This window comes from Enterococcus alishanensis, assembly GCF_019218635.1.
Lineage (GTDB): Bacteria > Bacillota > Bacilli > Lactobacillales > Enterococcaceae > Enterococcus_A > Enterococcus_A alishanensis.
Genome location: NZ_JAHUZB010000001.1, coordinates 311,893 through 336,946 on the forward strand (window position 1 = coordinate 311,893; position 25,054 = coordinate 336,946).

Sequence of the window (25,054 nt, forward strand, 5' to 3'; positions counted from 1 at the left end):
GAATTTTGTGAGTAGCCTTTTGAAGGCTGCTCTTTTTCTATGTAAATATATCTTTACATAGAAAAACAAAAGTGCTATCATTTAGTAAAGATATCTTTACTAAAAGTGGGTGGGAAAATGAAAGTAATCAATCATATTAAAGAAATTCGAGAAACACGAGGCATTGCACAAAAGCAAATGGCTGCCGACCTAGACGTTTCTCGTCAGACAATGAATGCAATTGAAAAAGGGAAGTATAATCCTAGTCTGGAATTATCTTTAAAGATAGCTGATTATTTTTCTTTATCGTTTCAGGAAATTTTCTATTTAGAGGGGGATGAATAAAATGGCTTTTTTTTATGGAACTAATCTTAGTTGGCCGTTAGTTTTATTAGTAATAATTTTGGGGTTATTTTTCTTTTATGCAATAGTATCTACGCTTATATTTTTAATAAATCAAGCTCACAAACGAAATGATGAACTTGTTAAGAAAATAATGGTTGATTCTTTAGCAAGTACTGCTGTTGTGATTATTTTAGTTCATCTTGTTCAAATGATTGCTCGCATTGAATATTTTAATCAGACAGGAGGGGACTTGCATTTAGTAATCACTAGTGGCATGGTGATACATTCATTAGGAGACATTGGTCCTCATCTCGAAGCATTTGGTTTTGATTTAGGAATTTTTGCAATCTTCACTTATATTTTCAAATTACGATATCGTTAAATTTAATAACAAAACGATTGAAAAAGCGTATACTTTTAATTGACACTCTAGCCTTCACATTTGATACTTAATACTAAGATGACTTTCTATCATCAAGAGGTTACAAGAATTATTTACTTTCATTTTTAAAATCATGTTATCGTTAAGGAGAACTTATGCGTTTGGATAAATTTTTATCAGAAGTGGGTTTAGGAAGCCGTAAAGAAGTGAAACAGTTGATAAAAAAAGGACAAGTTAAAGTAAATCAGGTGGTAGTCAAATCTGATAAAACCCAAGTTGATCCTGAAAAAGATCAGATTGCTTTTTTAGATGCCCCATTAATTTATCAAGAATTTTATTATTATGTGTTAAATAAACCTGCGGGTGTTATTAGTGCGACGAGTGATCCTGTTCATCGCACAGTGCTAGATTTGTTTTCGTCAGAAGACTATCGCACTGATTTGTTTCCAGTTGGTCGTTTGGACAAAGATACTGAAGGATTGCTTATCATTACGAATGATGGGGAACTGGGTCATCAATTATTAAGTCCTAAAAAACATGTTGAAAAGGAATATTTTGCAGAGATTTCTGGAATAATGGATCAAGCAGATCAAGAAAAATTTGAAGTGGGAATTATTTTAGCTGGGGAAAAAATGTTACCTGCGAAGTTAATGATTGATGAAGTAACTGCAGTAACTTCAAAAGTAAGAATTATTTTACAAGAAGGAAAATTTCATCAGGTGAAACGGATGGTGAAAGCTTGTGGCAAGGAAGTGACTTATTTAAAACGCATTCGAATGGGTCAGTTAACATTGCCAGTCGATTTAAAAAAAGGTCAGTATCGAGCACTTACTGACGAAGAATTAGTTAAGTTGAAGGAGTGATTAGGATGGATACCCATCTTTCAATCTATGAAATTATGTTGCGTTTGTTTTTAGCCATTTTAATGGGTGGTGCGATTGGTGCAGAAAGAGAATTGCATAATCGACCGGCGGGCTTGCGGACGCATATTTTAGTTTGTATGGGTGCGACAATCATTGCTTTAATTCAAGTCGAAATTGGTTATAATGCCTTACAAACTGCTTTGAGTGAACCAAGATTGGCAGGAGTTGTTCGTTCAGATGAAGCCCGATTAATCGCACAAGTTGTTAGTGGCGTGGGTTTTCTTGGTGCGGGGACAATTATTGTCACTAATCGTTCCATAAAGGGTCTAACAACTGCGGCTTCCATTTGGGCGGGAGCTGGTTTGGGATTAGCAATTGGAATGGGATTTTATGCAATTGCTTTCAGTAGTTTTGTTGGCATCATGGCGGCCTTAATTGTGGTGAAACGAGTTATTAAAGTTCACGCTATCAAAAAGATTGAAATTCGTTATATTCATCGAGAAGAAACCAAAGAATTTATTATGAACTATTTTGATAGTAAAAAAATCGAAGTTGAAGATGTTGATTTTGATGTTGATTTTATGGAGGATTATCGAATTTATACCAATGTGTATACGATTGATTTGCCCAAAGGACTGTCCTATACAGATGTGATTGAAGATTTATCGATGTATAAAAATATTACAAAATTAAGGATGATTAATGTGTAGACCGACTGTTATAGTCGGTTTTTTTATTTTTGATCAAAGATGGAGTTATTTTCACTCAGTTGAAAGCCTATGTTAATCTGTGTACAATATCACTTACAGAGGAGGCTGGGGTAATGATGAGAAAAGAAAGTGTTTTTAATTTTTTGCAGGAAGAAACAAAAAGCTTTATTTCTTTAAATGATTCGCCAAAGTTAAATTCTACTAGTATTTCAGAAGCTATGGGGATTGCACGTTATAATATTAGTCGAGATTTAAATAGATTAGTCGAGGAAGAAAAAGTCATTAAGCTTTCCGGAAGACCTGTATGCTTTTTAGCAAAAGATCTGATTGAAGAAAAAATTGGTAATAGTTTAGTGATAGACGAGACGTTGACAATGGAAAAAATAAAAAAATTATTGACTAAACAATCACAAAAAAGTTCTAATGATTTTCCATTTAGTGAATTAATTGGCTATGATGGCTCGTTAGAAAATGCTGTTAAACAAGCGAAAGCAGCGTTGTTATATCCTCCTTTTGGTTTGCATTCGTTATTGACCGGTCCGTCTGGCTCAGGTAAAACAACTTTCGCACGGTTTATGTATCAATATGCTACCAATTTTGGAAAACTGCAAAAGGATGCGCCATATATTGTATTTAATTGTGCCGACTACTCTAATAATCAACATTTATTATTAGATCATTTGTTTGGTCATGTGAAACATGCCTTTACAGGAGCTGAATCAGATAAAGATGGGCTGATTGCTTCTGCTAATAACGGTATTTTATTTTTGGACGAAATTCATCGCTTGCCACCAGAAGGTCAAGAAATGCTATTCTCAATCATGGATCGGGGAGAATATTATCGATTAGGGGAATCTTCAAATCCGAGAAAAGTACAACTTTTAATTATTGGTGCAACAACCGAAGAAATTAAAGGCAACATTCTATCAACTTTTTTGAGACGTATTCCTCTAAAAATTTATATGCCTAGCGTCAAAGAACGTGGGCTAGCTGAGAAAATAAAATTAATTTATTTTTGTTTTAAGCAAGAAGCTAAGAAGGTCGGGCGAAAACTACAAGTAAATGAAGATGTCATTCGCTTTTTCCTGCAATATGACCCAGTCGGCAACATTGGACAAATGAAAAATGATATTCAATTATTATGTGCTAATGCTTTAGTAGATAGTATTTCTAGTCAGTCGGAAATAATTCAAGTGAAACTTTCTCATCTTTCTACGTATCTGATTGATCAATTCTACTATACGCATTCTTCAGAAATTAATAGTGAGATTCGTGAAAAATTAAAATTATTAAAAATCGAGGAATTTGTTTTTAATCCAGAGGGAGAAAAAGATTCTGATCCATTTTTGTTAGTAGATGAGGAAGATAGTATTTCACATGATGTTTTAGAAGTTTACCATAAGCATTTGCAAGGTGAAAGTTCATTGTCACCACTGAAATCAATTATTCATGGTAAGGCACAACAACTAGCGAAAAAACAAGGCAATCGACAACAAGCTATTTTTAAAATTGTCTCTCGAAAGAATTATGAAGTGACGATTAATATTTTAAAAAAAATTGCGCAAAATAAACAATATCATTTAGAAGAAAGTAATATTAAAAGCCTCGCTTTACACTTGGATACGCTGATTGAAAAAATTTCAGAAGGTTATTGTTTCAGAGATAATAACTTTTTAGAGCAACGTAAACCAAATGAGTTGGCCTTAGAAAAAGAAATAGAAGTTGCTGAACAAATTTGTAAAGAAATCTCGAATCAGCTTGAAGTGAAGTTGCCAGAAAGTGAAAAATATTTTATTTCTCTTTATTTAAAAGCAATGAATGAAAAGTATACAGAGAAAAAAATCGGCGTGTTGGTTTTAATGCATGGTACTACTGCAGCAACAGATTTAGCTAGCACGTCGAATCAATTATTAAATGTGGATCATGCTGTAGGACTTAATATGCCGTTGACGCAATCTGTCGCTGATACCTTAGAGAAAGCAACCACAATAATCCAAGAAATCGATCAAGGAAAAGGAGTCGTTATTCTCAGTGATATGGGCTCTTTAAATATGTTTGGTGATATTATTACTAAAAAAACCGGTATTCCAACGCAAACAATTAAAATGGTGACCACGCCAATGGCGATTGAAGCTACAAGAAAATCATTGCTTCCAAAGATGTCAATCACAGAATTGTGTGAGAGTATTATCGAACAAAGTGCTTACATCGGCAATAGTGTGGAGGATATTCAAACCAAAATATTTGAAGAAAAGCCAGAAACATTGGTTGATGATCGTCGGAGTAAAATAATTTGTATCTTGGAAGAAAGTTTGATTTTTTTAGATGGTACTGTCATTTATGACTTATTAGAAGCTGAAGCTAAAAAAATTGCTGAAAATTATCCGATTGAACACTATGAAGATTTTTGGATTAAATTTTTATTTCATATGAGTAATATGATTGAACGAGCGATTCGTAAAGAACAATTTTCAAGAGAGGAAAGTGTTATAATTATTCAAGCGAATACAACGTTATATCAATACTTAAAAGAACTATTAAAACCATTAGAAAATCGGTTTGCGATTGTGATTGAAGATAGCGAACTTAGCTATTTAATGGAATTAATCGAGGTCAATACTAGTACGATTTATGAAGAGTACCAATAAATTTTTTTAAGAGCACACTAAATTTTTATAAACAGCACACTAAAATAAATATTTGTTCATTAGAAAGTATCTACTCATTGTTTCTTCGGAAAACACTGATTTGATACTTTTTTTAATTGTTTAAAAAAGTTGGCACAGCAATTGCTTTTAGAATAATGAGGAGGTGGAACAATGATTGGTGTATTAATTTTGACACATGGTGAATTAGCATCGGGATTTCAAACTGCTTTAAATTTAATTTCAGGTGAAGCAGAAAATCTTGATACTTTGGGTTTATTTCATGAAACGAGTATTGAAGACTACAAAGAAGAAGTAGCAACAAAAATTCAATCTTTGGATCAAGGTGAAGGTGTAATTATTTTTTGTGACATCTTTGGTGCTAGTCCTTATAATGTGACAGCACAAAACTATCAGTTATTAAAAGACAAAGTAAAGTATCGCTCAATTACTGGTGTGAATTTACCAATGGTAATCGAAGCTGTATGTAGCAGAGAGACAATGAGTTTAGATGAGTTGGCTCTTCATGTTCAAGAAATTGGAAAAAATGGCATTAAGGAATTATTTGAAAATTTTGGGAAGGATGATTAAGAATGAGTGAAATTGTACTAACTAGAGTGGATGACCGTTTGATACATGGACAAGTGATGACAGCTTGGGTAAAAAAAACACGAGCGAATCAAATTTTAATTATTGATGAAGAAGTAGCGAAAGATGATTTTATGAGTGAAATTTTAAAAATGTCAGCGCCTTCAGGTATTGAAATTGCGGTAAAAGGTTTAGAAGATGCGGTCATTTTTTTGCAAGAACAAGAAACTGCAAATAAACGTTTGATTATCTTAGTCAAAGCACCGATCACAATTGAAGCGTTGATTGATCGGGGTATTGTGATAGATAAATTAGTTGTTGGTGGTATGGGTGCTAAAGAGAATCGTCGCGTGCTCTATAAAAATATCTCTGCTTCTGATGAAGAAAGAGAAACATTTAAAAAATTAATTGATCGTGGTGTTCCAGTCGTGATTCATATTATTCCAGATCAAAAAGAAACAGATCTTTCAAAATATCTATAAAAAAGGGGGAAAAAAATGCTTTTATCTGCTATTTTGGTTGCTATTATTTCGACAGTCAGTAATTGGTGGCCGAGTCATTTAATCACACGTTCTTGGTTGTATCCGATTTGGTCTGGATTTCTAGTTGCACTTGCTATGGGTGAGCCGTTGATTGGGATGCAAGCCGCAGCCTACATTAACTTGGCTTATCTTGGCTGGATTACAGCAGGTGGGACAATGCCTGGCAATCTGCCAGTTGCCGCAGTTTTCGGAACAGCTATGACAATTTTATCAGGTGCTGATCCTAGCTTGGCCGTAACTTTTGCCGTACCGTTTAGTTTGTTTGGTATTTTGACATTCCAATTGACAATGTCAATCAATGCGCTATGGGTTCACCAAGCAGAAAAATTCTTGGACAAAGGTAATATACGTGCAATGCGCATGATGAATTATGTTCCATCGGGTATTTTGAATTTAATTATTACAGGGGTTCCTGCTTTTATTTTAGTATACTTTGGTGCTGGTCCGATGCGAAACTTATTGGACATGATTCCAGATTCTTTTGTTAATGCGATGCAAGTTGTTGGGGCAATTATGCCAGCATTAGGGATTGCAATGTTAATTAGTTTCATGGGGAATAAAAAAATCATGCCGTTCTTTTTCTTAGGTTTTATTTTAGCAGTGTATCTAAACTTAGATGTAATGGCCGTCACAGCTGTCGCAGCGATTATGGGATTTGTTTTCTACAACACTGGATTTCTTGATATGAAACCAGCAGGAAAGGAGCAATCATAAAATGGAAACAGAAGTATAAAATTAACAAAAAAAGAGTTAATGAAGAATTGGGCACTGACTTATTCGAGTGAGACAGCCTATAACTATGAACGACTGCAGGCGTTGGGGCAAGCAAACGCAATGGTCCCAGTTATTCGTAAACTGTATCCTGATAATAAGGAAAGACAAGTGAAAGAATTAAAAAAATATTTTGTGTTCTATAATACTGAACCTTCTTTTGTCGGTACGATGATTCCTGGTGTGGCAACTGCTATGGAAGAACAAAGAGCGAATGGTGCAGAAGACATCACTGATGAAACAATTAATTCGTTAAGAACAGGTTTGATGGGACCTGTCGCTGGAATTGGGGATACTGTTAGTCAAGGGATCGTTTATCCAATTTTGGCCGGAATTGCTTGTTCTTTAGCGATTGATGGAAGTTATGTCGGACCTTTGTTTTTTGAAATTGCTTATAAAATTTGTTTGATTGGTTTTGGTTGGAATATGTATCGCTTAGGTTACCAAAAAGGAAAATCCTTTATCCTAACGATGTTACGCGAGGGAACGATTGCACGTCTAACGGAAATTTTTAGTATGGTTGGTTTGATGGTTGTAGGTTGTATGACTGCTTCTCGAGTGAATATTGAAATTCCTTTAATTTTAAATATAAGAGGTGTGGAATTAAATGTACAGGATCAAGTAATCAATGCTTTGATGCCGGGAATTGTTCCGTTGGCTATTACATTAATGGTTTATTGGTTGGTACGAAAAAAAGTGAATATCAATTTAATCATATTAATTATTTTTGTTTTAGGAATTGGCTTATCATATTTAGGTGTTCTAGGAATTCCAGAATAGACAGGAGGAGGTTAAACTATGAAAGCAGTTGAATTACAGGCAATTAATCAGTTAGCGTTGGTAGAAAAAGAAAAACCTACTCCTGGTAAGGGAGAGGTATTAATCCATATTATGGCGTGTGGTATTTGTGGCTCAGATATTCCAAGAGTCTATGTAAATGGTTCTTATCATTTTCCGACGGTTTTGGGGCATGAATTTGCTGGTGAAATTGTGGCAGTTGCTGATGATGTTGATCAAGAATATGTCGGAAAAAAGGCAGCTGTTTTTCCATTACTGCCTTGTAATGAATGCGAATACTGTCAATCAGGTTATTACGCGCAATGTAAAAACTATAACTATTTTGGTTCGAGAACCGATGGTGGTTTTGAAGAATATTTAGCAGTACCTGTATTCAATCTTGTTGTACTGGAAGATCACATAAGCTACGAAGAAGGCGCAATGGTAGAACCAGCCACAGTTGCTCAGCATGTCATTAACAAAGCTGAATTGAGTGTTGGAGATAGCATTGTGATTTATGGTGCTGGGCCAATAGGGATTATGGTCGCACAATGGGCACAAATTAATGGTGCTGGAAAAGTTATTTTGATTGATATCGATCCAACAAAAGTTGCGTTTGCAAAAGAATTAGGTTTTGAAAATGTTTGTAATAGTCAGGAAATATCGGCAGAAGAATTTATTTTGGATGTATTAGATGGAAAACTCGCTGATGTTGCGATTGAAGCAACGGGTTCTAGTGCAGCTTTTGACCAATGTGCACAATCTATTCGGACTTTTGGTCGAGTAGTTTTGTTAGGTAATCCTCATTCCGATATGGTATTGGAGCAAAAAACGTATGATCAATTTATGCGTAAAGAAGGGACCATTGTTGGGATGTTTAATAGCATTTATGAACATTTTCCTAAAAATGAATGGCAAGTAACAGCACAAGCAATTGCGAGTAAACAATTAAATCTAAAACCTTTAGTTACCCATAAAGTTTTAATTGAAGATTTAATCGAAGCGTTTGAAATGATTCATGAGAAAAAAGAATTTTATAATAAGGTGTTGATGGTCGATGAGAAATTATTATGATGATAGTCAATCCGTCATCGAAGAATTAAAAAAATTACTAGAAAAAGTTTCTGTTGAAGAAATTGACATATATGCAAAAGCTTTGTTAGAAGCGCGATCAGTTTTTTTGTTGGTGTTGGCCCTGTTCGGTTAGCACTAGAAGCAGCTGTTAAAAGATTGACGCATCTAGGTATTGATTGTCATATGGTAGGTGATTTAAATGAACCACCAATCACTAAAGATGATTTATTAGTTGTTGGCAGTGGTTCAGGTGAATCGGTGATTCCGTTAGAAATTGCAAAAAAAAGCGAAAAAATACGAAGCGAAAATCATTCATTTAACGTCAAATCCAAATAGTTCAATTGCGCAACTAGCAGATGTGATTGTTCAATTTGAGAGTCCATCAAAAAGTAGTCAAAAATTCACTTCGATTCAACCAATGACAACAATTTTTGAACAAGGACTATTAATTTTTCACGATGTATTAGCTTTACGTTTGATGGAAGAAAAAAATTTAACTATGACAGATCTTAAAAAACGTCATGCGAACTTAGAATAGAGGAGATTATTTTATGACAGACAAAAAAATTGCATTTATAACTGGTGCTGCCGGAGGGCTAGGTCAAGCAGTGGTTGCAAAATTATTAACAAAAGATTTTATCGTGCTAGTAAATGATAATAATCAAGATAATATTGATGCATTGTTAGCTGAATTTACTGACGATGAACTTTATGCTTATCCTTTTGATGTTACTGATGAAGCGGCTTGGATTGATGCGGCAACTGATATTAAAGAAAAATACGGTCATATTGATGTATTATTTAATAATGCTGGGATTTTTAAAATTGAAACAATTGAAAATACAAGTGTTGAATTGTGGGAAAAAACGATGGATGTTAACGCATTGAGTGTCTTTTTAGGAATTAAAACCATGTCAATCTTGCTAGGAGAAGGTAGTAGTATTATTAATACTAGTTCAATTGCTTCCTTCTTGGGTTCAAAAAATAGAATTGCTTATGCCGCGTCTAAAGGTGCCGTTTCGGCATTGACCAAAGGAGCAGCGATTGAATTTGCACCAAGAGGGATCAGAGTTAACTCAGTTCATCCAGCTTATATTAAAACGCAGATGGCTGCTCATGCAGCGGAAGCCACTGAGCGTACAATGGAAGAAATGGGCAGTCGTATTCCGTTATATCAAAGAATTAGTACAGCCGATGAAGTTGCTGATGTTGTTGTATTTTTAGCTTCAGATGAATCTCGGTTTATGACAGGGTCGGAAGTGGTTGTAGATGGTGGTCAGTCAGTCAATTAAAGGAGAGAATAAAATGGTAAAAATTTCCCCGTCTCTAATGTGCATGAATCTTGGTAAATTTGAAGAACAAATTAGTTGTTTGAATAAGAAAATTGATTATTATCATATAGATATTATGGATGGACACTATGTTAAAAATATGACTTTATCTCCATGGTTTATTGAACAATTAAATCCATATACTTCGATTCCAACAGATGCACATTTGATGGTAACTAATCCGATTGATTACGTTGATCAATTGTTAGAGTTAAATGTAGAGGTAATAAGCATTCACGCTGAACACTTAAACGGTCATGCTTTTCGTATAAGTGAGTTACTCAAAAAGCATAGGAAAAAAATGGGGGTTGTTTTAAATCCTGAAACGCCACTAAATGTCATTGCCGATTTTTTACATTTAATTGATATTGTTACAGTGATGACTGTTGATCCTGGATTTGCTGGACAAACATTTGTTACAGAAAGTTTAGAAAAGGTACGACAACTTAAAATATCTCGTGAAGAACAAAATTTGAGTTTTGAAATTCAGATTGATGGATCATGTAATGAAAAAACTTATAAACAAATGATTGATGCTGGGGCGGATATTCTAATAGTTGGTAAAAGTGGATTATTTAACTTAGATGAAAATATTGAAAATGCTGTAACGATGATGGAAAAAAATCTTACTGCAGCGATAAATTTATAAAAAAAGCACTTTACTTCAAAAAAGTAAAGTACTTTTAATCTATTTTTGATAATTTACAACAATCATCTAGATCATTTGATATATGAACTATTTTGATAGTAAAATATCGAAGTTGAAGATGTTGATTTTGATGTGGATTTTATGGAGGATTATCGGATTTATACCAATGTGTATACGATTGATTTGCCCAAAGGACTATCCTATACAGATGTGATTGAAGATTTATCGATGTATAAAAATATTACAAAATTAAGGATGATTAATGTGTAGGTACTGGACAAGGAAGCTTTAAGACAAGCTAAAATTTATCTGCAATAAATATAAAACAAATTGAATATTATGAAAAAAATATTACTTACTATTTATTCTCCTCTTGTTGTTATATGAGGAGAATTTTTTTATACTAATTATTGTAAGCGTTTTAAAGAAAGGGCGTGAGAAAATGAAACGAAATGGTATCCGTCTTTTTATGAGGGTGTGATTGGATTTTCTAAAGAGCCTAGAGTTTTCTAGGTGTAGGCATTTTCTCGCAATATATATGAGATAAAAATGCTAAATTCAAAAATTGAATGTAAATAGAGAATTTGGAGGAGCATTTTAAATGAAGAAAAAAATTTTTACAGTGTTATTCACAATGATTTTACTTTTAGGTGGTTTAGGATTAGGACAGGCTGGAAATACAGTTGAAGCAAAGGAAAGTGCAGACGATACATTTACTTTTTCAATTGACAGTGACCCAGTTTCACTAAATCCAATTAGTGCAAATGATCGCTGGGGCATGACTGCAGTGAACTTAGTCTTTTCTCCTTTGGCACGTTCAGAAAGTGACGGAGCAATTAAAAACGAATTGGCTAATGAAATTGTGAAAGCTGATGATGGATTAAGTGTTACGGTTACACTAAAGGAAAATTTGGTTTGGTCAGACGAACAACCTTTAACAGCTGATGATGTTGTATTTACTTATGAAAAGAAAATAGATAAAAATAATGGCGCTTCTGACATGCTATGGGTAGGTGAACAACCTGTAACCGTAGAAAAAGTTGATGATTTAACGATTAAATTTACTTTACCAGCATTAAATGTACCGATTTTGAATCAAGTAGCGGTAGATACGTATATCTTACCAAAACATGTCTATGAAAATGTTGATTTTGCGGAAGCAGAAGTTAATGTTGATCCGGTTGGTAGTGGTCCCTATAAATTTGCTGAATATAAAAAGGGTGAATACTTAAAATTTGAAGCAAATGGATCTTATTACGGTGGTCAAGCTAACCTAAACAATGTGGTCTTACAAATCATTTCTAACCCTGACACAGCCAAAGTCGCGTTGCAAAGTGGGGAAGTCGATGCTGGTTTAGTGCAACCGGCTGAAGTAAAAGAAATGCAAAAAAACGATTTGAAAATTCGTTCATATAGTGAAAATCGTGTTGGTTATATGGGAATCAATATGAATTCAAAAAAAGTTGCTGACGAAAAAGTACGTCAAGCGATGTTTTTAGCTTTAAACAAGCCTGAAATGAATAAAGCGACCTACTTAAATAAAAAATATTACAGTAATGCTTATTCGATTTTACCACCAAACAATGAATACTATAATAATAAAGTGAAGAAATACAAAACCAATGTTAAAAAGGCAACAGATTTGATTAAAGAGGCCGATGCAGAGGGGACTCAATTAAACTTAGGCTACATGACTGGTGATAAAATTCAAAAAATGCAAGTCACATTCATTAAAGAAGCGCTTGAGGAAATTGGTTTGAAAGTAAAACTTTCAGCGGTAGAAACAGCTGCTTTAGTGACAGAGTTGCAAAAAGAAAATAGCAAAAAATACGATATGTATATCAGTGGCTATATTTGGGGTAATGATCCTGATGCTTATAAATCACAATTTAAATCCGATGGCGATTTTAACATCATGCACTACAAAAATGATAAAGTAGATGAATTATTTAATGCTGGTGCCAACGAATTAGATGAAGTAAAACGCAAAGATATTTACAATCAATTACAAACTGAAATTGCAAACGATGCAGTTTTCTATCCAATTGTTGACAACAAAAAAATTATTGCATCTAATCCGAGTGTTAAAGGGTTTTCTGATGCAAAATTTGTCCCAGTATATATTATGGAAGACTGGTCTAAGTTATCTAAATAGTTGATTTAGGGCTGCTGAAAGAATCTTAAAGATTTTTTGAGTAGCTCTTTTTGTGAGAGTAGGTGAAACAATGGCAAAATATGTCGTAAAACGTTTGCTTTATGCGATTCCTTTAGTATTATTGGTGACGATTTTGACTTTTATCTTGATTCAATTGGCGCCTTATGATGCGGTGGATAGTTCAGTTACACCAAATATGTCTGCTGAAACTATCGCTATGATTCGGCAACAAAAAGGCTTAGATCAACCAGCAATCGTTCAATACTTTTATTGGCTGAAAAATATTTTTCATTGGGATTTTGGTTATTCTTTGGTAGGTCATCAGAGTATCGGTGAGTCATTATTACAAAAAATTCCTAATACAATTGTGTTAGTTCTGCCATCTTATGTGACAGCTTTGATATTGGCGTGTATTTTAGGTATTTTTGCAGGTGATCGAAGTGATAAATTTAGCGGAAAATTGATAGAAAAATTAGCTGGGATAGGTATTGCTACACCGACTTTTTGGTTAGCCATGTTGTTAATTTATTTTTTTGGTTATCATTTAAATCTTTTACCAATTATCGGTATGCGAACGATTGGGGTTGAAAATGATCTGTTAGATTTTTTGAAGCATTTTATTTTACCGTATATTACTTTGGTATTTGCTTTTACGCCAGAATTGATTCGATATATTCGTAGTGCAACTATGAGGCAATTAGAGGCGGAGTATGTCCTAGTCCAAAGGGCATTTGGTGCCAGTAAAAAAGAAATATTAATCAAACATGTTTTTAAAAATATCATGACACCAATTGCGATTCAAATTGGTATTTTCTTTCCAACAATGATTACTGGAGCAATTATTACAGAGTCTATTTACAGCTGGCCCGGTGTCGGCAACTTCTTTTTAACAGCAGCAAAAGCGTTGGATTATCCAATTATTATGGCGATTGTTTTATTATCTTCAGTAATGGTGATTATCGGAAACTTGGTAGCTGATGTGTTGGTTATTTTAATCGATCCCAGAATTCGTGGAGGTCGCCTATGATAAAAATTTATTGGCAAAAATGTCGTAAAGTTTTACGTTATTATCCTTCTTATCGATTTCTATTGCTTTTTTTATTGTTGCTTATCTTAGTTAGTTTTCTTGTTTTTTTATTACCACTAAATCCTAATAAAATTGATGTAACTCAGTTATCGCAGGGTCCAAGTTTGAAGCATCTTTTTGGCACTGATGAACTAGGTCGAGATTATTTTTTACGAGTCCTGTATGGCGGACATATTTCTTTAACTGTCGGATTTGTTGCAATGGCGACAGCTACCATTTTAGGAACAGCCGTTGGCTTATTGTCAGGTTATTTTGGGGGTATTCTTGATTCAATTCTAATGCGATTAGTTGATGTATTGTCGTCAATTCCTTGGATGGTTTTGTCGATTGTGCTAAGTGTTTTATTGGAACCGGGAATTGGCACTGTGATTTTAGTAATCAGTCTATTTTCCTGGATGAATATTTCACGTCTAGTGCGTGGTGAGGCGATTTCTTTTAAAGAAAGAGATTATGTATTATATAGTCAATTCATTGGTGAAAAGTCTTGGAAAATTATTTTTCAACACTTGCTGCCACCGATTCTACCAACAATCTTAGTTGCCGCAACAACAAATCTTTCTAGTGCAATTATGACAGAATCGGCGTTGAGTTTTTTAGGTTTAGGAATTCAACAACCTAAAAGTTCTTGGGGCTCTTTATTAGAAAATGCCCAAAGCAACCTTCAAGGAGCTCCTCATATGGCATTAATTCCAGGGATTTTTATTATTTTAACAGTATTAGCTTTTAATGGTGTCGGAGAATTTTTAAGAAAAATCTTCTCTGATCAAGAATAAGGAGTAAATATGATGACAGCTATTTTAACAGTCAAAAAACTCAATGTGATTACTTATCAAGGCTTGGAAAAAAAACCATATGAAATTATTAAAGAGTTAGATTTGACGGTTTTTCAGGGAGAAATTCTAGGAATCGTTGGGGAATCTGGCTCAGGGAAAAGTATTTTGATGCGTTGTTTGAAAAATATTTTACCTCGATTTTTTGAGTACCAATACCAAGAATTCATCTTTGAAAGTGAGATGCATCGACTGGATGAAAATTTATCAATAGCGATGATTTTTCAAGATCCCAAAAAAGCGATGAATCCAGTTAAAACGATTGGAAGTCAATTAGCTGAAGTAGCTAGACGTTTTCAAAAAGTATCAAAAGCAGCAGCTATCGAATTATCTGAGAAAACTTTAGCAAAAGTTGCAATTAGTAACCCGAAACAGCGGATGAAGCAGTATCCTCATGAGCTTTCCGGTGGCCTTCAGCAACGAGTAATGATTGCTATGGCACTCTTAACTAAATCAAAAGTTTTAATCGCAGATGAACCGACGACTGCTTTAGATGCAGTTACACAAAAAGGGATTTTGCTTTTACTGAAGGAATTACAGCAGACAGAAGGCTTAACAATTATTTTAATCAGTCATGATTTAAAGGTTATTAAACAAGTGGCTGATCGTGTTGCTGTTATGTATTTTGGGGAAATAGTAGAGCTTGGTAAACTACAAACTATTCTGAAAAAAACGCAACATCCCTATACTAAAGCTTTATTAGCGGCCAGTCCTAGTAAATCTCATGAATTAACAAGTATCCCAGGAAATGTACCAACGATGGATGAACAAATACCTGGTTGCTTTTTTGCTTCGCGTTGTTCAGTGAAATTACCAGAATGTACAAAAAGCCATCCTCTTTTGAAAGAGAGAAAACAGCATGCAGTTCGCTGCTTCTATGCAGAAAGGAAGTCGCAGAATGCAGAGAGAAATCCCGATTTTATCAATGAATCATTTATCGAAGACTTTTAAGAAAAGTGGATTTGATTTAAGAAAAAAACCGATTGTAAGAGCGGTGAAAGATGTTAGTTTGACTATTTATCAAGGAGAGTTATTTGCCTTAATTGGTGAATCTGGTAGTGGAAAATCTACATTGGGAAAGCTTCTCTTAAAGATGGAAGCACCAACTGCTGGAGATATCATTTTTTTAAATCAAACTGATCAGACAAAAGTAAAGCGTTCTCCAGAGGAAATGCAGATTATTTTTCAAAATCCTGAATCAGCGATGAATCCTTTCATGACCATTTTTAATATTGTGATGGAGCCGTTAAAAGCTTTAGGGCAGGAGCAGCTGAGTAGTGAAAAACAGGTGATCAATATTTTAAAAAAAGTAGGCATCGACGAGTCTTTATTTCAACGTTTCCCTAGTCAATTAAGTGGTGGACAAAAACAACGAGTCGTCATCGCCAGAGCATTGGTAACCAATCCTAAATTCGTTATTGCCGACGAACCTGTTTCTTCTTTAGATGTTTCGTTGCAGGCACAAATTGTTAATGTGATGTTGGATTTAAAAAAAGAGTTTCATTTAACTTACTTATTCATTTCTCATGACCTACAATTAGTTTCAAAAATTGCAGATCGAGTAGCAGTGATGTATCAAGGAGAAATTGTTGAAGTTGGCGAAACCAAAGATATTTTAGAAAACCCGCAGCATGAATATACAAAGACTTTGATTGCTGCACAATTAAACTAAAAACCAGGCAACTTCACTAAATGGAAGTTGCCTGGTTCGCTATATTATTCAAAACCAATCAAATAATCATCGTCATCCATCGCTTCGACATGGCCTAACAAATAGCCATTACCGACTTGTGAGAAGAAGTCGTGGTTACTTGTACCAGTAGAAATTCCATTCATGACAATTGGGTTTACGTCATCGGCGGTATCTGGGAATAATGGATCTTGTCCCAAGTTCATCAACGCCTTGTTGGCATTATAGCGCAAGAAAGTTTTGACTTCCTCTGTCCAACCGATTTCATCGTACAATTCTTCAGTGTAACGTTCTTCATTTTCGTAAAGTTCGTACAATAAATCATACATCCATTCTTTCAATGATTCTTGTTCTGCTTCAGGTAGCTCGTTGAATCCTCGTTGGAATTTGTAGCCAATGTAAGTTCCGTGAACAGATTCATCACGAATGATCAACTTAATGATCTCTGCTACGTTAGCTAATTTATTGTTTCCTAAATAGTATAGTGGTGTGTAAAAGCCTGAGTAGAATAAGAAAGTTTCCAAAAAGACACTGGCAATTTTCTTTTCTAATGGTGTACCGTTTTTGTAGATTTCGTTCACTCGTTCAGCTTTTTTTTGTAAATATACATTTGTATTGGTCCATTCGAAGATTTCATCAATTTCAGATTTTGTGTTTAAAGTACTGAAGATCGATGAATAACTTTTTGCGTGAACAGATTCCATGAATTGAATATTGTTTAAAACGGCTTCTTCATGTGGTGTGCGCACATCTTCTCTCAGTTGATCCATCCCAGTTTCTGATTGAACGGTATCAAGTAAAGTCAGACCACCAAAAACGTGGCCGACTAAGTTTTGTTCCATTTTTGATAATTTACGCCAATCATCTAAGTCATTTGATAAAGGAATCCGGGTATCTAACCAAAATTGCTCAGTTAATTTTTCCCAAGTTGATTTATCGATGACATCTTCAATTTCATTCCAATTTATTGCTTCATAATATGTTTCTGTCATGAGGTTCTCCTTTCTAAATGACGCAGCTTTCGCATTGATTTGAACCGATTTCTTCTGCGTCTTCAGTGAAGGTCCGAACGTAATAAATCGATTTGCAGCCTTTGTAGAAGGCATAGTTTCGTAAGATGTTTAAATCACGAGTAGATTGCTTAGTTTCTGTTTTCCATTCGTATAAACCGCGAGGAATTTCAGAACGCATGAATAAAGTTAAGCTCATTCCTTGATCAATATGTTGTTGCGCTGTGGCATAGACATCGATAACTTTACGCATATCCATATCGTAAGCAGACATATAATAAGGCAATGTTTCATTATTCAAATATGGTGCTGGGTAATAAATTTTACCAATTTTCTTTTCTTGACGTTCTTCAATTAAACGAGTGATAGGGTGTAAGCTAGCGCTAGTATCATTGATGTAAGAAATCGAACCATTTGGCGCTACAGCTAGACGATTTTGGTGATACAAACCATCTGTTTTAATAGCCTCTCTTAAAGCTGCCCAGTCTTCTGCAGTTGGAACAAAAATATCTTTGAAGATTTCTTTGACCTTATCAGTTTGTGGCATGAATTCACCAGTTACATATTTGTCAAAATAAGATCCATCAGCATATTTTGATTTTTCAAAATTATGGAAGCTTTGTTTCTTTTCTCTAGCAATTTGATTGCTTTCCACTAAAGTCCAATAATTTAACAGCATGAAATAAATATTAGTGAAATCGATTGATTCTTCAGATCCATAAACCATCAAGTTTTTAGCAAAGAAGCTGTGTAAGCCCATCGCACCTAAGCCAATCGTATGATTTAAATGATTACCGTTTTGAATAGAAGGAACCACATCAATATTTGAAGCATCTGTAACAAAAGTTAACGCTCGAACCATTGATTTAACAGATTTGCCAAAGTCAGGACTTTCCATTAAATTGACAATATTTGTTGAGCCTAAGTTACAAGAAATATCTGTACCTAATGTTTCATATTCTTGACGATCATTAATGGCAGATGGTGTTTGAACTTGTAAAATTTCTGAACATAGATTACTCATGACGATTTTTCCATCAACCGCATTTGCCCGATTAGCCGTATCGATATTGATAATATAAGGATAGCCAGATTCTTGTTGTAATTTAGAAATTTCGTTTTCCAAGTCACGAGCCCGAACACGTTTTTTACGAATGTTGGGATTAGCTACCATGTTGTCATATTCTTTTGTGATATCCACATAAGAGTAAGGGACACCGTATTCTTTTTCAACACCATAAGGGCTGAATAAATACATATCTTCATTTTTACGAGCCAATTCGTAAAACTTGTCAGGAACAGTGACACCTAGTGACAGAGTTTTAACCCGAATTTTTTCATCGGCATTTTCTTTTTTAGCCGATAAGAACATCTCAATGTCTGGATGGAAGACGTCTAGATAAACCACACCGGCTCCTTGACGTTGTCCTAATTGGTTTGAGTAAGAAAAGCTATCTTCGAATAATTTCATTACTGGAACGACACCACTAGCGGCTCCGTCATAACCTTTAATCGGCGCACCAGCTTCTCGAAGGTTAGACAAATTAATACCAACGCCGCCACCAATTCTTGATAATTGTAAAGCAGAGTTGATTGAGCGACCAATACTATTCATGTCATCCGTCATTTGGATTAAGAAACAAGAGACCAATTCTCCACGGCGTTTACGTCCTGCATTTAAAAATGAAGGAGTTGCAGGTTGATAGCGTTGATGAATCATTTCATCAGCTAAATCTAGTGCTAGATTTTCATCGCCGTCTGCAAAGTATAAGGCACTAAAAGCTACACGATCTTCATATGACTCTAGGTATTCGTCGCCATCGTTACTTTTTAAAGCGTACTGAGAATAAAATTTATAGGCGGCCATAAATGATTTAAAGACAAAATTCTGTTCATCTAAAAATGCATATAATTTTTCAATAAAAGCAAGAGAATATTTTTCGATAAATTCTTGTTCTAAATAATCTTCTGAAATTAGGAAATCAAGTTTTTCTTTAATAGAAGAAAACTTGTGGGTATTCGGTTCAACATTCTCTTTAAAGAATGCATCTAAAGCTTCTTTATCTTTATTTAATGGGATTTGTCCGTTAACAGGACGGTTGATTTCATTATTAAGTTTGAAGTAGGTCACATCGCCTAGATTTTTCAGACTCATTTCGTCACTTCTTTCCTATATATAGTAATAAATAAAACTGAGACAAAAATAGTCGCTTTTCATCTCAGTTCGTCATTCATTTAGATTTATTGATTAAGCTAAAGCTTTTAGTTGGTCAGGACGAAAGCCGATAATTGTGTCTGAACCATTAAAAGTAACAGGTACACTTTGGAAACCTTGTTCTTTTAAGAAGTCTAAAGCAGTTGGTTCGCTGTCTATATTAATTTCTTCAAAGCTAATATGATTGTCGTTTAAATAACGTTTTGTCATCTTACATTGCATACAATTGTTTTTTGAATATACTTTTACCATGGATGTTCCCCCTTTTTTTCTACACTTATCAGTATAAAAGATGTTGGGAAAAAGTCAATCGAAAAACACTATATATAGTGTTTCGTTTTTTGGGATACACAAGGCTTGGTGTTTTTGGAAAAATGATGAAAGCAGATGAATTCAATGGAAAAGCCCTTTCTTTATTTGAAAAACAAAAATTGAATGTTTTTTTTACGAACAAAAAAATTTTAAATAACCTTTCTAAACAAGTTTGAAATAATAAGTCAAATTTACTGCTCAAAAGATTAAGAAAAAGTTATGTTTCATATTGACATTGTTCACAAATCCAGTTAATCTAAGTGAGAAAGATTCTCATTATTAATTGAAAAAGTTAGGCGGAAAAATGATGACTACTTTAGCAGATGTTTCTTTGAATAAAGTTGTGGAAATTGATTCAGTCACATTAGATTCAGATATGAAGCGCCGGATGCAGGATCTCGGAATGGTAATTGGTTCGAAAATTGCCGTTGTGAGTCAGTCTGGGCATAATAGTATTGTCTTGTTACACAATTCTCGTGTGGCAATTGATAAGACTATTTTAAAAAGTATTAATGTGAAAGATATAACAGAAGAAAGAAATCATTGGTCTTCTTTAGATCAATTAAAAATAGGAGAACAAGGGGTTGTCGTAAATGTCCACGGCACCGGTGCAGTGAAACGCCGCTTAATGGATATGGGCTTAACCAAAGGAACGTTGATTAAAATTATTAAACTTGCCCCATTGGGAGATCCGATTGAAATTCGGATTCGCGGGTATGAATTGACTTTGAGAAAATCTGAAGCGGAAATGATTATTATTGCGAAGGAGGAAGCGTGATGGCAAACCTACATGTAGCATTAGCCGGAAATCCCAATAGTGGGAAAACTAGCGCCTTTAATGTATTAACTGGTAATAATCAATTCGTTGGAAACTGGCCGGGTGTCACCGTTGAAAGAAAAGGTGGCGTCTATAAAAAGAATACTGATGTTACGATTGATGATTTGCCGGGTATATACTCTCTTTCACCTTATACACCAGAAGAAGTTGTTGCTAGAGATTACTTATTGTCAGGTGAACCTGATGTCATTTTAAATATTGTCGATGGGACAAATTTAGAACGGAATCTTTATTTAACGACCCAATTAATTGAAACAGGGATTCCAACAGTCGTAGCTGTCAATATGATGGACATTTTGGAAAAAAGTGACAAGCAGATTAATTTAGAAAAATTATCTTATGCTTTAGGCGTACCGGTGATTGGCATATCAGCTTTGAAAAATCGAAATGTTGATAAAGCAGTCAAAGAAGCCATCGCAGCTGCAAAAAATAAAACAGAAATCAATTATCCCCAATATGATAAACGTCTTGAAGCTGCTTTAAATGAGATCGAAACCATTTTAGGTAGCACAGTTGAAGACAAATATGCTCGTTGGTACAGCGTGAAATTATTCGAACGGGATTCACGAGCAAGCCAAGCATTAGATTTGAGTACTATTCAGCAAAAAGAAATTGAAGAAACCATTAATATTACTGAAAAGATTATCGCAGATGATGCTGAATCCATCGTTATTAATGAAAGATATAATTTTATTTCGGACTTGAAAACCTTATGTGTTGTTGATGATGACCAGTTTAAATTATCATTATCAGATAAAATTGACCGGATTGTGACGAATCGCTTTTTAGCGTTACCGATTTTTGCTTTAGTTATGTGGTTAATCTATTACATTGCGATTCAAACTGTCGGAGCCATTGGAACTGACTGGGTAAATGATACTTTGTTTGGTGATATCGTACCGAACTTTATCGAAACAACCTTGCAATCTTGGCAAGTAGCTGGTTGGATGCAAGACTTGATTTTAAATGGGATTGTCGCCGGAATTGGCGCAGTACTTGGTTTTTTACCACAATTAATGGTTCTATTTTTCTGTTTGGCATTAATTGAAGATTGTGGCTACATGGCGCGGATTGCTTTTGTAATGGATCGTTTCTTTAGAAAGTTTGGTTTGTCAGGAAAATCATTTATTCCGATGTTAATTGCAACAGGTTGTGGTGTGCCAGGTGTCATGGCGAGTCGGACAATTGAAAATGAAAAAGATCGCAAAATGACTGTCATGCTAACGACATTTATGCCTTGCTCAGCTAAATTGCCAATCATTGCCTTAGTAGCGGGGGCATTTTTCCCAAATAGTTCTTGGGTAGCACCCTCAGCTTATTTTATTGGTATGTCAGCAATCGTTTTATCAGGGATTGCTTTGAAAAAAACACGTTTGTTTGCCGGTGATCCAGCACCTTTCATTATGGAATTGCCAGTTTATCATTTTCCAAGAATCGGTAATACGATTCGTTATACGTATGATCACAGTAAAGCATTTGTTAAAAAAGCAGGAACAATTATTTTTGTCGCTTGTATTTTAATTTGGTTTACTCAGACCCATAATTTTATGTTCCAAGCAGTACCAGAAGATCAAAGTATCTTAGCAGTTTTAGGAAACCTTGTAGCACCAATTTTTGCACCTCTTGGATTTGGTAATTGGAAAGCCGCAGTAGCAGCAATCACAGGACTAATTGCCAAAGAAAATGTCATCGGGACCTTTGGGATTTTATACAATCAACCATCAGTTTCCGAAAACGGCTCTCAGATTTGGGGAGCCTTGCGAGGTTCTTATACGCCAGTTGGGGCATATTCATTCCTAGTATTTAATTTATTGTGTGCACCATGTTTTGCTGCGATGGGGGCCATCCGTCGTGAAATGGCAAATGGTAAATGGTTTGCCGGTGCAATTGCATATCAATGTGGTTTGGCTTATGCAGTGAGTTTCGTTGTTTATCAATTTGGACACGTCTTTTTTGAAGGTGGTTCAATAGGAATTGGATTTATTTTAGCAGCCGTTGTTTTAGCGATTATGCTATACTTTATCTTGAAGAAACCAAATAAATCAAATCGACCAACCGTAACAATTCAACATTTAGATGAGGTGAAAGAATGGCAACTATAATTTTATCTGTTTTAATTTTTGGCGGTGCAGGAGTGATTGTCTATCGCAAAATTAAAAATGGCGCCTCTTGTGAAGACTGCGACTGTGGCTGTCCAGTAAAAGAAGAGCAAAGTAAATAAAAAATGTAAAATCCTCGGCAATCAGTCGAGGATTTTTTTGCATAAAAAAACTGTATCGCAATCGATACAGTTCATTTACAATTTAAAATTGGACCATCTTCTGTTCATAAGCACGAATCGCATCTTCATGCTGTAAAGTAATACTGATATCGTCTAAACCATTAACTAGTTTATCTTTCCAAGTGGCATCAAAAGCAAAGGAGTATTCAGCATTTGGTGTAGTAATTTTTTGTGCAGGTAAGTCAATCTCAATCTTTGTACCAGCAGGTAATTGACTGATGTCGTCACGAATTTCTTTTTCGATTCTAATAGGCAATAAGCCATTTTTCAAAGCATTCATATAAAAAATATCACTAAAACTACCGGCAATCACGGCTTTAAAACCATAATCCTGCAACGCCCAAGCGGCATGCTCACGGGAAGAACCTGAACCGAAATTCTCATCAGCAACTAAAATGGTCGCCTGTTTATTTTCTGGAAAGTTTAAAGGGAAATCAGGATTGTCACTCCCATCGGCTAAGTAACGCCATTCGTCAAATAAATGAATGCCAAAGCCTTTTTTATCGACTTGTTTTAAAAAGTTTTTGGGAATAATTTGATCGGTATCAATATTATCTTCTCTTAAAGAAACTACGCTACCGCTATATTGTGTGAAAGCTTCCATTTAAACAACCTCCTGTGAAATATTAATAAAATGACCATTGATTGCGGCTGCCGCTGCCATAGCTGGTGAACACAAATGGGTCCGAGCATCTTTTCCTTGTCGTCCCTTGAAATTACGATTAGACGTTGAAGCACAATGGACGCCAGCTGGCACACGATCAGGATTCATACCCAAGCACATTGAGCAACCAGGCTCGCGCCATTCAAAACCAGCTGCTTTAAAAACTTGATCCAAACCGATGGCTTCGGCCGCTTTTCGAACGGGACGTGAGCCCGGCACAACAATCGCAGTCACCTCATCAGCTACTTTTTTACCTTCAATTATTTTAGCGGCTTCTTTTAAATCAGAAAGTCGACCATTGGTGCAAGAACCAATAAAAACATATCCAATTGGAATATCAGCTGGCTTTTGACCAGGTTGCAAGTCCATATATTCATAAGCCTTAACAAATTCATCAGAGTCAGCAGCTGGAAACTGTTCATCATAAGCAACACCCATTTCAGGATTTGTGCCCCAAGTAACAAAAGGAGAGAGTTGGCTAACATCTAAAGTAAGAACGGTATCATATTGTGCATCTTCATCAGTAAAAAGCTCCTGCCAATTTTCACTGGCTGCTTGTATATCTTTAGGAGCATAAGTCCGGTCAGCAACGTAATCAAAAGTTGTTTGATCAGGTTTCATAATACCAATTTTAGCGCCGCCTTCAATCGCCATATTACAAATCGTCATGCGTTCTTCCATCGACAAGTTTTCAATTGTATCCCCGAAAAACTCTGCGCCGTAACCAACGCCAAAATTCGTACCATATTTTGCAATTAAAGCCAAAATAATATCTTTAGCGTAAACACCTTTAGGAAGCTCCCCAGTAATGTTAATACCCATATTTTTAGGCTTACTTTGCCAAATGGTTTGAGTGGCAAAAACATGCTCCACTTCACTTGTTCCAATCCCAAAAGCTAAAGCACCAAATGCCCCATGAGTTGCGGTATGAGAATCGCCACAGACGATGGTTTTTCCAGGCTGAGTCAAACCAGTTTCTGGTCCTACCATATGAACAATCCCTTGATTTTCAGTGCCATTATCACAAAGCTCAACACCAAATTCCTGACAATTGTCTCTTAAAGTATCAATTTGTTTTTTTGCGACTAAATCACTGAAATTAAAAATATCAACCGTCGGTGTATTATGATCCATCGTTGCAAAAGTTCTTTCAGGATGGCGCAGTGTGCGTCCAGCTTCGCGAATACCAGCAAAAGCTTGAGGTGAAGTAACCTCATGGATCAGATGCAAATCAATATATAAAAGTTGTGGCGAACCCGCCTCACCATAAACCACATGACGGTCCCAAAGCTTATCAAAAAGTGTTTTTCCCATAA

Annotated in this window: 27 protein-coding genes and 1 pseudogene; 23 read left to right on the forward strand and 5 right to left on the reverse strand. The window is 35.1% G+C overall.

All coding sequences use genetic code 11. The annotated features are described in order from the left end of the window. Nucleotides 1–117: 117 nt before the first annotated feature. The 20 genes and pseudogenes from KUA55_RS01550 (at nucleotide 118) to KUA55_RS01640 (ending at nucleotide 16,400) form a co-directional block, all read left to right on the forward strand. Nucleotides 118–324, forward strand: a complete 207-nt coding sequence (locus KUA55_RS01550) for a helix-turn-helix transcriptional regulator (RefSeq protein WP_218324415.1) — start codon at nucleotides 118–120, stop codon at nucleotides 322–324. Between the two features lies 1 nt (nucleotide 325). Further along, complete coding sequence (locus KUA55_RS01555) at nucleotides 326–706, forward strand: hypothetical protein (protein WP_218324416.1); 381 nt, start codon at nucleotides 326–328, stop codon at nucleotides 704–706. Nucleotides 707–861: 155 nt separating this feature from the next. After that, the gene (locus KUA55_RS01560) at nucleotides 862–1,569 is read left to right on the forward strand and encodes a pseudouridine synthase (RefSeq protein WP_218324417.1); all 708 of its coding nucleotides are present in this window, start codon (nucleotides 862–864) and stop codon (nucleotides 1,567–1,569) included. A 5-nt stretch (nucleotides 1,570–1,574) separates the two neighbouring features. Next, nucleotides 1,575–2,279 carry an MgtC/SapB family protein gene (locus tag KUA55_RS01565; protein WP_218324418.1) on the forward strand — a complete coding sequence of 235 codons (705 nt, stop codon included), beginning with the start codon at nucleotides 1,575–1,577 and terminating at the stop codon, nucleotides 2,277–2,279. A 113-nt stretch (nucleotides 2,280–2,392) separates the two neighbouring features. Beyond that, entirely contained in the window at nucleotides 2,393–4,927 is a 2,535-nt protein-coding gene (locus tag KUA55_RS01570) for a sigma-54-dependent transcriptional regulator (protein ID WP_218324419.1), read from the forward strand. Between the two features lie 171 nt (nucleotides 4,928–5,098). Further along, nucleotides 5,099–5,515, forward strand: coding sequence for a PTS sugar transporter subunit IIA (locus KUA55_RS01575; protein WP_218324420.1), 417 nt, complete (start codon nucleotides 5,099–5,101; stop codon nucleotides 5,513–5,515). 2 nt (nucleotides 5,516–5,517) lie between these two features. Further along, nucleotides 5,518–5,994 (forward strand): PTS sugar transporter subunit IIB, encoded by a 477-nt coding sequence (locus KUA55_RS01580; protein WP_218324421.1) that lies wholly within the window; start codon nucleotides 5,518–5,520, stop codon nucleotides 5,992–5,994. A 15-nt stretch (nucleotides 5,995–6,009) separates the two neighbouring features. Beyond that, nucleotides 6,010–6,768, forward strand: a complete 759-nt coding sequence (locus tag KUA55_RS01585) for a PTS mannose/fructose/sorbose/N-acetylgalactosamine transporter subunit IIC (RefSeq protein ID WP_218324422.1) — start codon at nucleotides 6,010–6,012, stop codon at nucleotides 6,766–6,768. A gap of 15 nt (nucleotides 6,769–6,783) precedes the next feature. Further along, complete coding sequence (locus KUA55_RS01590) at nucleotides 6,784–7,605, forward strand: PTS system mannose/fructose/sorbose family transporter subunit IID (RefSeq protein ID WP_343214701.1); 822 nt, start codon at nucleotides 6,784–6,786, stop codon at nucleotides 7,603–7,605. Between the two features lie 18 nt (nucleotides 7,606–7,623). After that, entirely contained in the window at nucleotides 7,624–8,676 is a 1,053-nt protein-coding gene (locus KUA55_RS01595) for a galactitol-1-phosphate 5-dehydrogenase (RefSeq protein WP_218324424.1), read from the forward strand. Beyond that, nucleotides 8,660–8,809, forward strand: coding sequence for a hypothetical protein (locus tag KUA55_RS18240; RefSeq protein ID WP_246601343.1), 150 nt, complete (start codon nucleotides 8,660–8,662; stop codon nucleotides 8,807–8,809). Before KUA55_RS01595 ends, KUA55_RS18240 begins: the two co-directional genes overlap by 17 nt. Nucleotides 8,810–8,950: 141 nt before the next feature. Continuing rightward, complete coding sequence (locus KUA55_RS18245; RefSeq protein ID WP_246601344.1) at nucleotides 8,951–9,214, forward strand: phosphoheptose isomerase family protein; 264 nt, start codon at nucleotides 8,951–8,953, stop codon at nucleotides 9,212–9,214. 13 nt (nucleotides 9,215–9,227) lie between these two features. Beyond that, nucleotides 9,228–9,968, forward strand: coding sequence for an SDR family NAD(P)-dependent oxidoreductase (locus KUA55_RS01605; RefSeq protein ID WP_218324425.1), 741 nt, complete (start codon nucleotides 9,228–9,230; stop codon nucleotides 9,966–9,968). 13 nt (nucleotides 9,969–9,981) lie between these two features. After that, on the forward strand, nucleotides 9,982–10,656 hold the full coding sequence (alsE, locus tag KUA55_RS01610) for a D-allulose 6-phosphate 3-epimerase (RefSeq protein ID WP_218324426.1): 675 nt from the start codon (nucleotides 9,982–9,984) through the stop codon (nucleotides 10,654–10,656). 102 nt (nucleotides 10,657–10,758) lie between these two features. Continuing rightward, nucleotides 10,759–10,926: pseudogene (locus tag KUA55_RS01615) on the forward strand (MgtC/SapB family protein); the annotation flags it as partial. A 331-nt stretch (nucleotides 10,927–11,257) separates the two neighbouring features. Then, nucleotides 11,258–12,811, forward strand: coding sequence for an ABC transporter substrate-binding protein (locus KUA55_RS01620; RefSeq protein WP_218324427.1), 1,554 nt, complete (start codon nucleotides 11,258–11,260; stop codon nucleotides 12,809–12,811). A 70-nt stretch (nucleotides 12,812–12,881) separates the two neighbouring features. Next, nucleotides 12,882–13,838, forward strand: a complete 957-nt coding sequence (locus KUA55_RS01625; protein WP_218324428.1) for an ABC transporter permease — start codon at nucleotides 12,882–12,884, stop codon at nucleotides 13,836–13,838. Then, on the forward strand, nucleotides 13,835–14,671 hold the full coding sequence (locus KUA55_RS01630; RefSeq protein WP_218324429.1) for an ABC transporter permease: 837 nt from the start codon (nucleotides 13,835–13,837) through the stop codon (nucleotides 14,669–14,671). The genes KUA55_RS01625 and KUA55_RS01630 overlap by 4 nt, the downstream gene beginning before the upstream one ends. A 12-nt stretch (nucleotides 14,672–14,683) precedes the next feature. Continuing rightward, nucleotides 14,684–15,679 carry an ABC transporter ATP-binding protein gene (locus tag KUA55_RS01635; protein WP_218324430.1) on the forward strand — a complete coding sequence of 332 codons (996 nt, stop codon included), beginning with the start codon at nucleotides 14,684–14,686 and terminating at the stop codon, nucleotides 15,677–15,679. Beyond that, on the forward strand, nucleotides 15,627–16,400 hold the full coding sequence (locus KUA55_RS01640) for an ABC transporter ATP-binding protein (protein ID WP_218324431.1): 774 nt from the start codon (nucleotides 15,627–15,629) through the stop codon (nucleotides 16,398–16,400). Before KUA55_RS01635 ends, KUA55_RS01640 begins: the two co-directional genes overlap by 53 nt. A gap of 44 nt (nucleotides 16,401–16,444) precedes the next feature. Here the strand turns inward: KUA55_RS01640 and nrdF are convergent, their stop codons facing one another. From nrdF to nrdH, 3 genes are all read right to left on the reverse strand, one after another. Further along, a complete protein-coding gene (gene nrdF, locus KUA55_RS01645; protein ID WP_218324432.1) occupies nucleotides 16,445–17,410 on the reverse strand; it encodes a class 1b ribonucleoside-diphosphate reductase subunit beta in 966 nt (321 codons plus the stop codon). A 13-nt stretch (nucleotides 17,411–17,423) separates the two neighbouring features. Beyond that, nucleotides 17,424–19,583 (reverse strand): class 1b ribonucleoside-diphosphate reductase subunit alpha, encoded by a 2,160-nt coding sequence (gene nrdE / locus KUA55_RS01650; protein WP_218324433.1) that lies wholly within the window; start codon nucleotides 19,581–19,583, stop codon nucleotides 17,424–17,426. 93 nt (nucleotides 19,584–19,676) lie between these two features. After that, nucleotides 19,677–19,895: a glutaredoxin-like protein NrdH gene (nrdH, locus tag KUA55_RS01655; RefSeq protein WP_218324434.1), complete on the reverse strand. Its 219-nt coding sequence runs from the start codon at nucleotides 19,893–19,895 to the stop codon at nucleotides 19,677–19,679. Between the two features lie 367 nt (nucleotides 19,896–20,262). Between nrdH and KUA55_RS01660 the strand changes: the two genes are divergently transcribed. From KUA55_RS01660 to KUA55_RS01670, 3 genes are read left to right on the forward strand one after another with little or no spacing between them, the layout of a single operon-like run. Next, a complete protein-coding gene (locus KUA55_RS01660; protein ID WP_218324435.1) occupies nucleotides 20,263–20,733 on the forward strand; it encodes a FeoA family protein in 471 nt (156 codons plus the stop codon). Beyond that, a complete protein-coding gene (gene feoB, locus KUA55_RS01665; RefSeq protein WP_218324436.1) occupies nucleotides 20,733–22,895 on the forward strand; it encodes a ferrous iron transport protein B in 2,163 nt (720 codons plus the stop codon). The genes KUA55_RS01660 and feoB overlap by 1 nt, the downstream gene beginning before the upstream one ends. Then, the gene (locus tag KUA55_RS01670; protein WP_218324437.1) at nucleotides 22,883–23,014 is read left to right on the forward strand and encodes a FeoB-associated Cys-rich membrane protein; all 132 of its coding nucleotides are present in this window, start codon (nucleotides 22,883–22,885) and stop codon (nucleotides 23,012–23,014) included. Before feoB ends, KUA55_RS01670 begins: the two co-directional genes overlap by 13 nt. Before the next feature lie 82 nt (nucleotides 23,015–23,096). On the opposite strand, the gene leuD is transcribed toward KUA55_RS01670, so the two are convergent. Beyond that, the gene (leuD, locus tag KUA55_RS01675; protein ID WP_218324438.1) at nucleotides 23,097–23,678 is read right to left on the reverse strand and encodes a 3-isopropylmalate dehydratase small subunit; all 582 of its coding nucleotides are present in this window, start codon (nucleotides 23,676–23,678) and stop codon (nucleotides 23,097–23,099) included. Next, nucleotides 23,679–25,052, reverse strand: coding sequence for a 3-isopropylmalate dehydratase large subunit (gene leuC, locus KUA55_RS01680; protein ID WP_218324439.1), 1,374 nt, complete (start codon nucleotides 25,050–25,052; stop codon nucleotides 23,679–23,681). It lies immediately after the preceding gene. Nucleotides 25,053–25,054: the final 2 nt, after the last annotated feature.

Coding starts and splice junctions, on each gene's coding strand:
- nrdE (WP_218324433.1), bottom strand. CDS start 19,583: ATGAGTCTGAAAAATCTAGGCGATGTGACCTACTTCAAACTTAATAAT.
- KUA55_RS01555 (WP_218324416.1), top strand. CDS start 326: ATGGCTTTTTTTTATGGAACTAATCTTAGTTGGCCGTTAGTTTTATTA.
- KUA55_RS01560 (WP_218324417.1), top strand. CDS start 862: ATGCGTTTGGATAAATTTTTATCAGAAGTGGGTTTAGGAAGCCGTAAA.
- KUA55_RS01660 (WP_218324435.1), top strand. CDS start 20,263: ATGACTACTTTAGCAGATGTTTCTTTGAATAAAGTTGTGGAAATTGAT.
- KUA55_RS01580 (WP_218324421.1), top strand. CDS start 5,518: ATGAGTGAAATTGTACTAACTAGAGTGGATGACCGTTTGATACATGGA.
- KUA55_RS01620 (WP_218324427.1), top strand. CDS start 11,258: ATGAAGAAAAAAATTTTTACAGTGTTATTCACAATGATTTTACTTTTA.
- KUA55_RS01625 (WP_218324428.1), top strand. CDS start 12,882: ATGGCAAAATATGTCGTAAAACGTTTGCTTTATGCGATTCCTTTAGTA.
- leuD (WP_218324438.1), bottom strand. CDS start 23,678: ATGGAAGCTTTCACACAATATAGCGGTAGCGTAGTTTCTTTAAGAGAA.
- KUA55_RS01635 (WP_218324430.1), top strand. CDS start 14,684: ATGACAGCTATTTTAACAGTCAAAAAACTCAATGTGATTACTTATCAA.
- KUA55_RS01670 (WP_218324437.1), top strand. CDS start 22,883: ATGGCAACTATAATTTTATCTGTTTTAATTTTTGGCGGTGCAGGAGTG.
- feoB (WP_218324436.1), top strand. CDS start 20,733: ATGGCAAACCTACATGTAGCATTAGCCGGAAATCCCAATAGTGGGAAA.
- alsE (WP_218324426.1), top strand. CDS start 9,982: ATGGTAAAAATTTCCCCGTCTCTAATGTGCATGAATCTTGGTAAATTT.
- KUA55_RS01605 (WP_218324425.1), top strand. CDS start 9,228: ATGACAGACAAAAAAATTGCATTTATAACTGGTGCTGCCGGAGGGCTA.
- KUA55_RS01550 (WP_218324415.1), top strand. CDS start 118: ATGAAAGTAATCAATCATATTAAAGAAATTCGAGAAACACGAGGCATT.
- KUA55_RS01640 (WP_218324431.1), top strand. CDS start 15,627: ATGCAGAGAGAAATCCCGATTTTATCAATGAATCATTTATCGAAGACT.
- leuC (WP_218324439.1), bottom strand. CDS start 25,052: ATGGGAAAAACACTTTTTGATAAGCTTTGGGACCGTCATGTGGTTTAT.
- nrdF (WP_218324432.1), bottom strand. CDS start 17,410: ATGACAGAAACATATTATGAAGCAATAAATTGGAATGAAATTGAAGAT.
- KUA55_RS01575 (WP_218324420.1), top strand. CDS start 5,099: ATGATTGGTGTATTAATTTTGACACATGGTGAATTAGCATCGGGATTT.
- KUA55_RS18240 (WP_246601343.1), top strand. CDS start 8,660: ATGAGAAATTATTATGATGATAGTCAATCCGTCATCGAAGAATTAAAA.
- KUA55_RS01595 (WP_218324424.1), top strand. CDS start 7,624: ATGAAAGCAGTTGAATTACAGGCAATTAATCAGTTAGCGTTGGTAGAA.
- KUA55_RS01565 (WP_218324418.1), top strand. CDS start 1,575: ATGGATACCCATCTTTCAATCTATGAAATTATGTTGCGTTTGTTTTTA.
- KUA55_RS01630 (WP_218324429.1), top strand. CDS start 13,835: ATGATAAAAATTTATTGGCAAAAATGTCGTAAAGTTTTACGTTATTAT.
- KUA55_RS01585 (WP_218324422.1), top strand. CDS start 6,010: ATGCTTTTATCTGCTATTTTGGTTGCTATTATTTCGACAGTCAGTAAT.
- KUA55_RS01570 (WP_218324419.1), top strand. CDS start 2,393: ATGATGAGAAAAGAAAGTGTTTTTAATTTTTTGCAGGAAGAAACAAAA.
- nrdH (WP_218324434.1), bottom strand. CDS start 19,895: ATGGTAAAAGTATATTCAAAAAACAATTGTATGCAATGTAAGATGACA.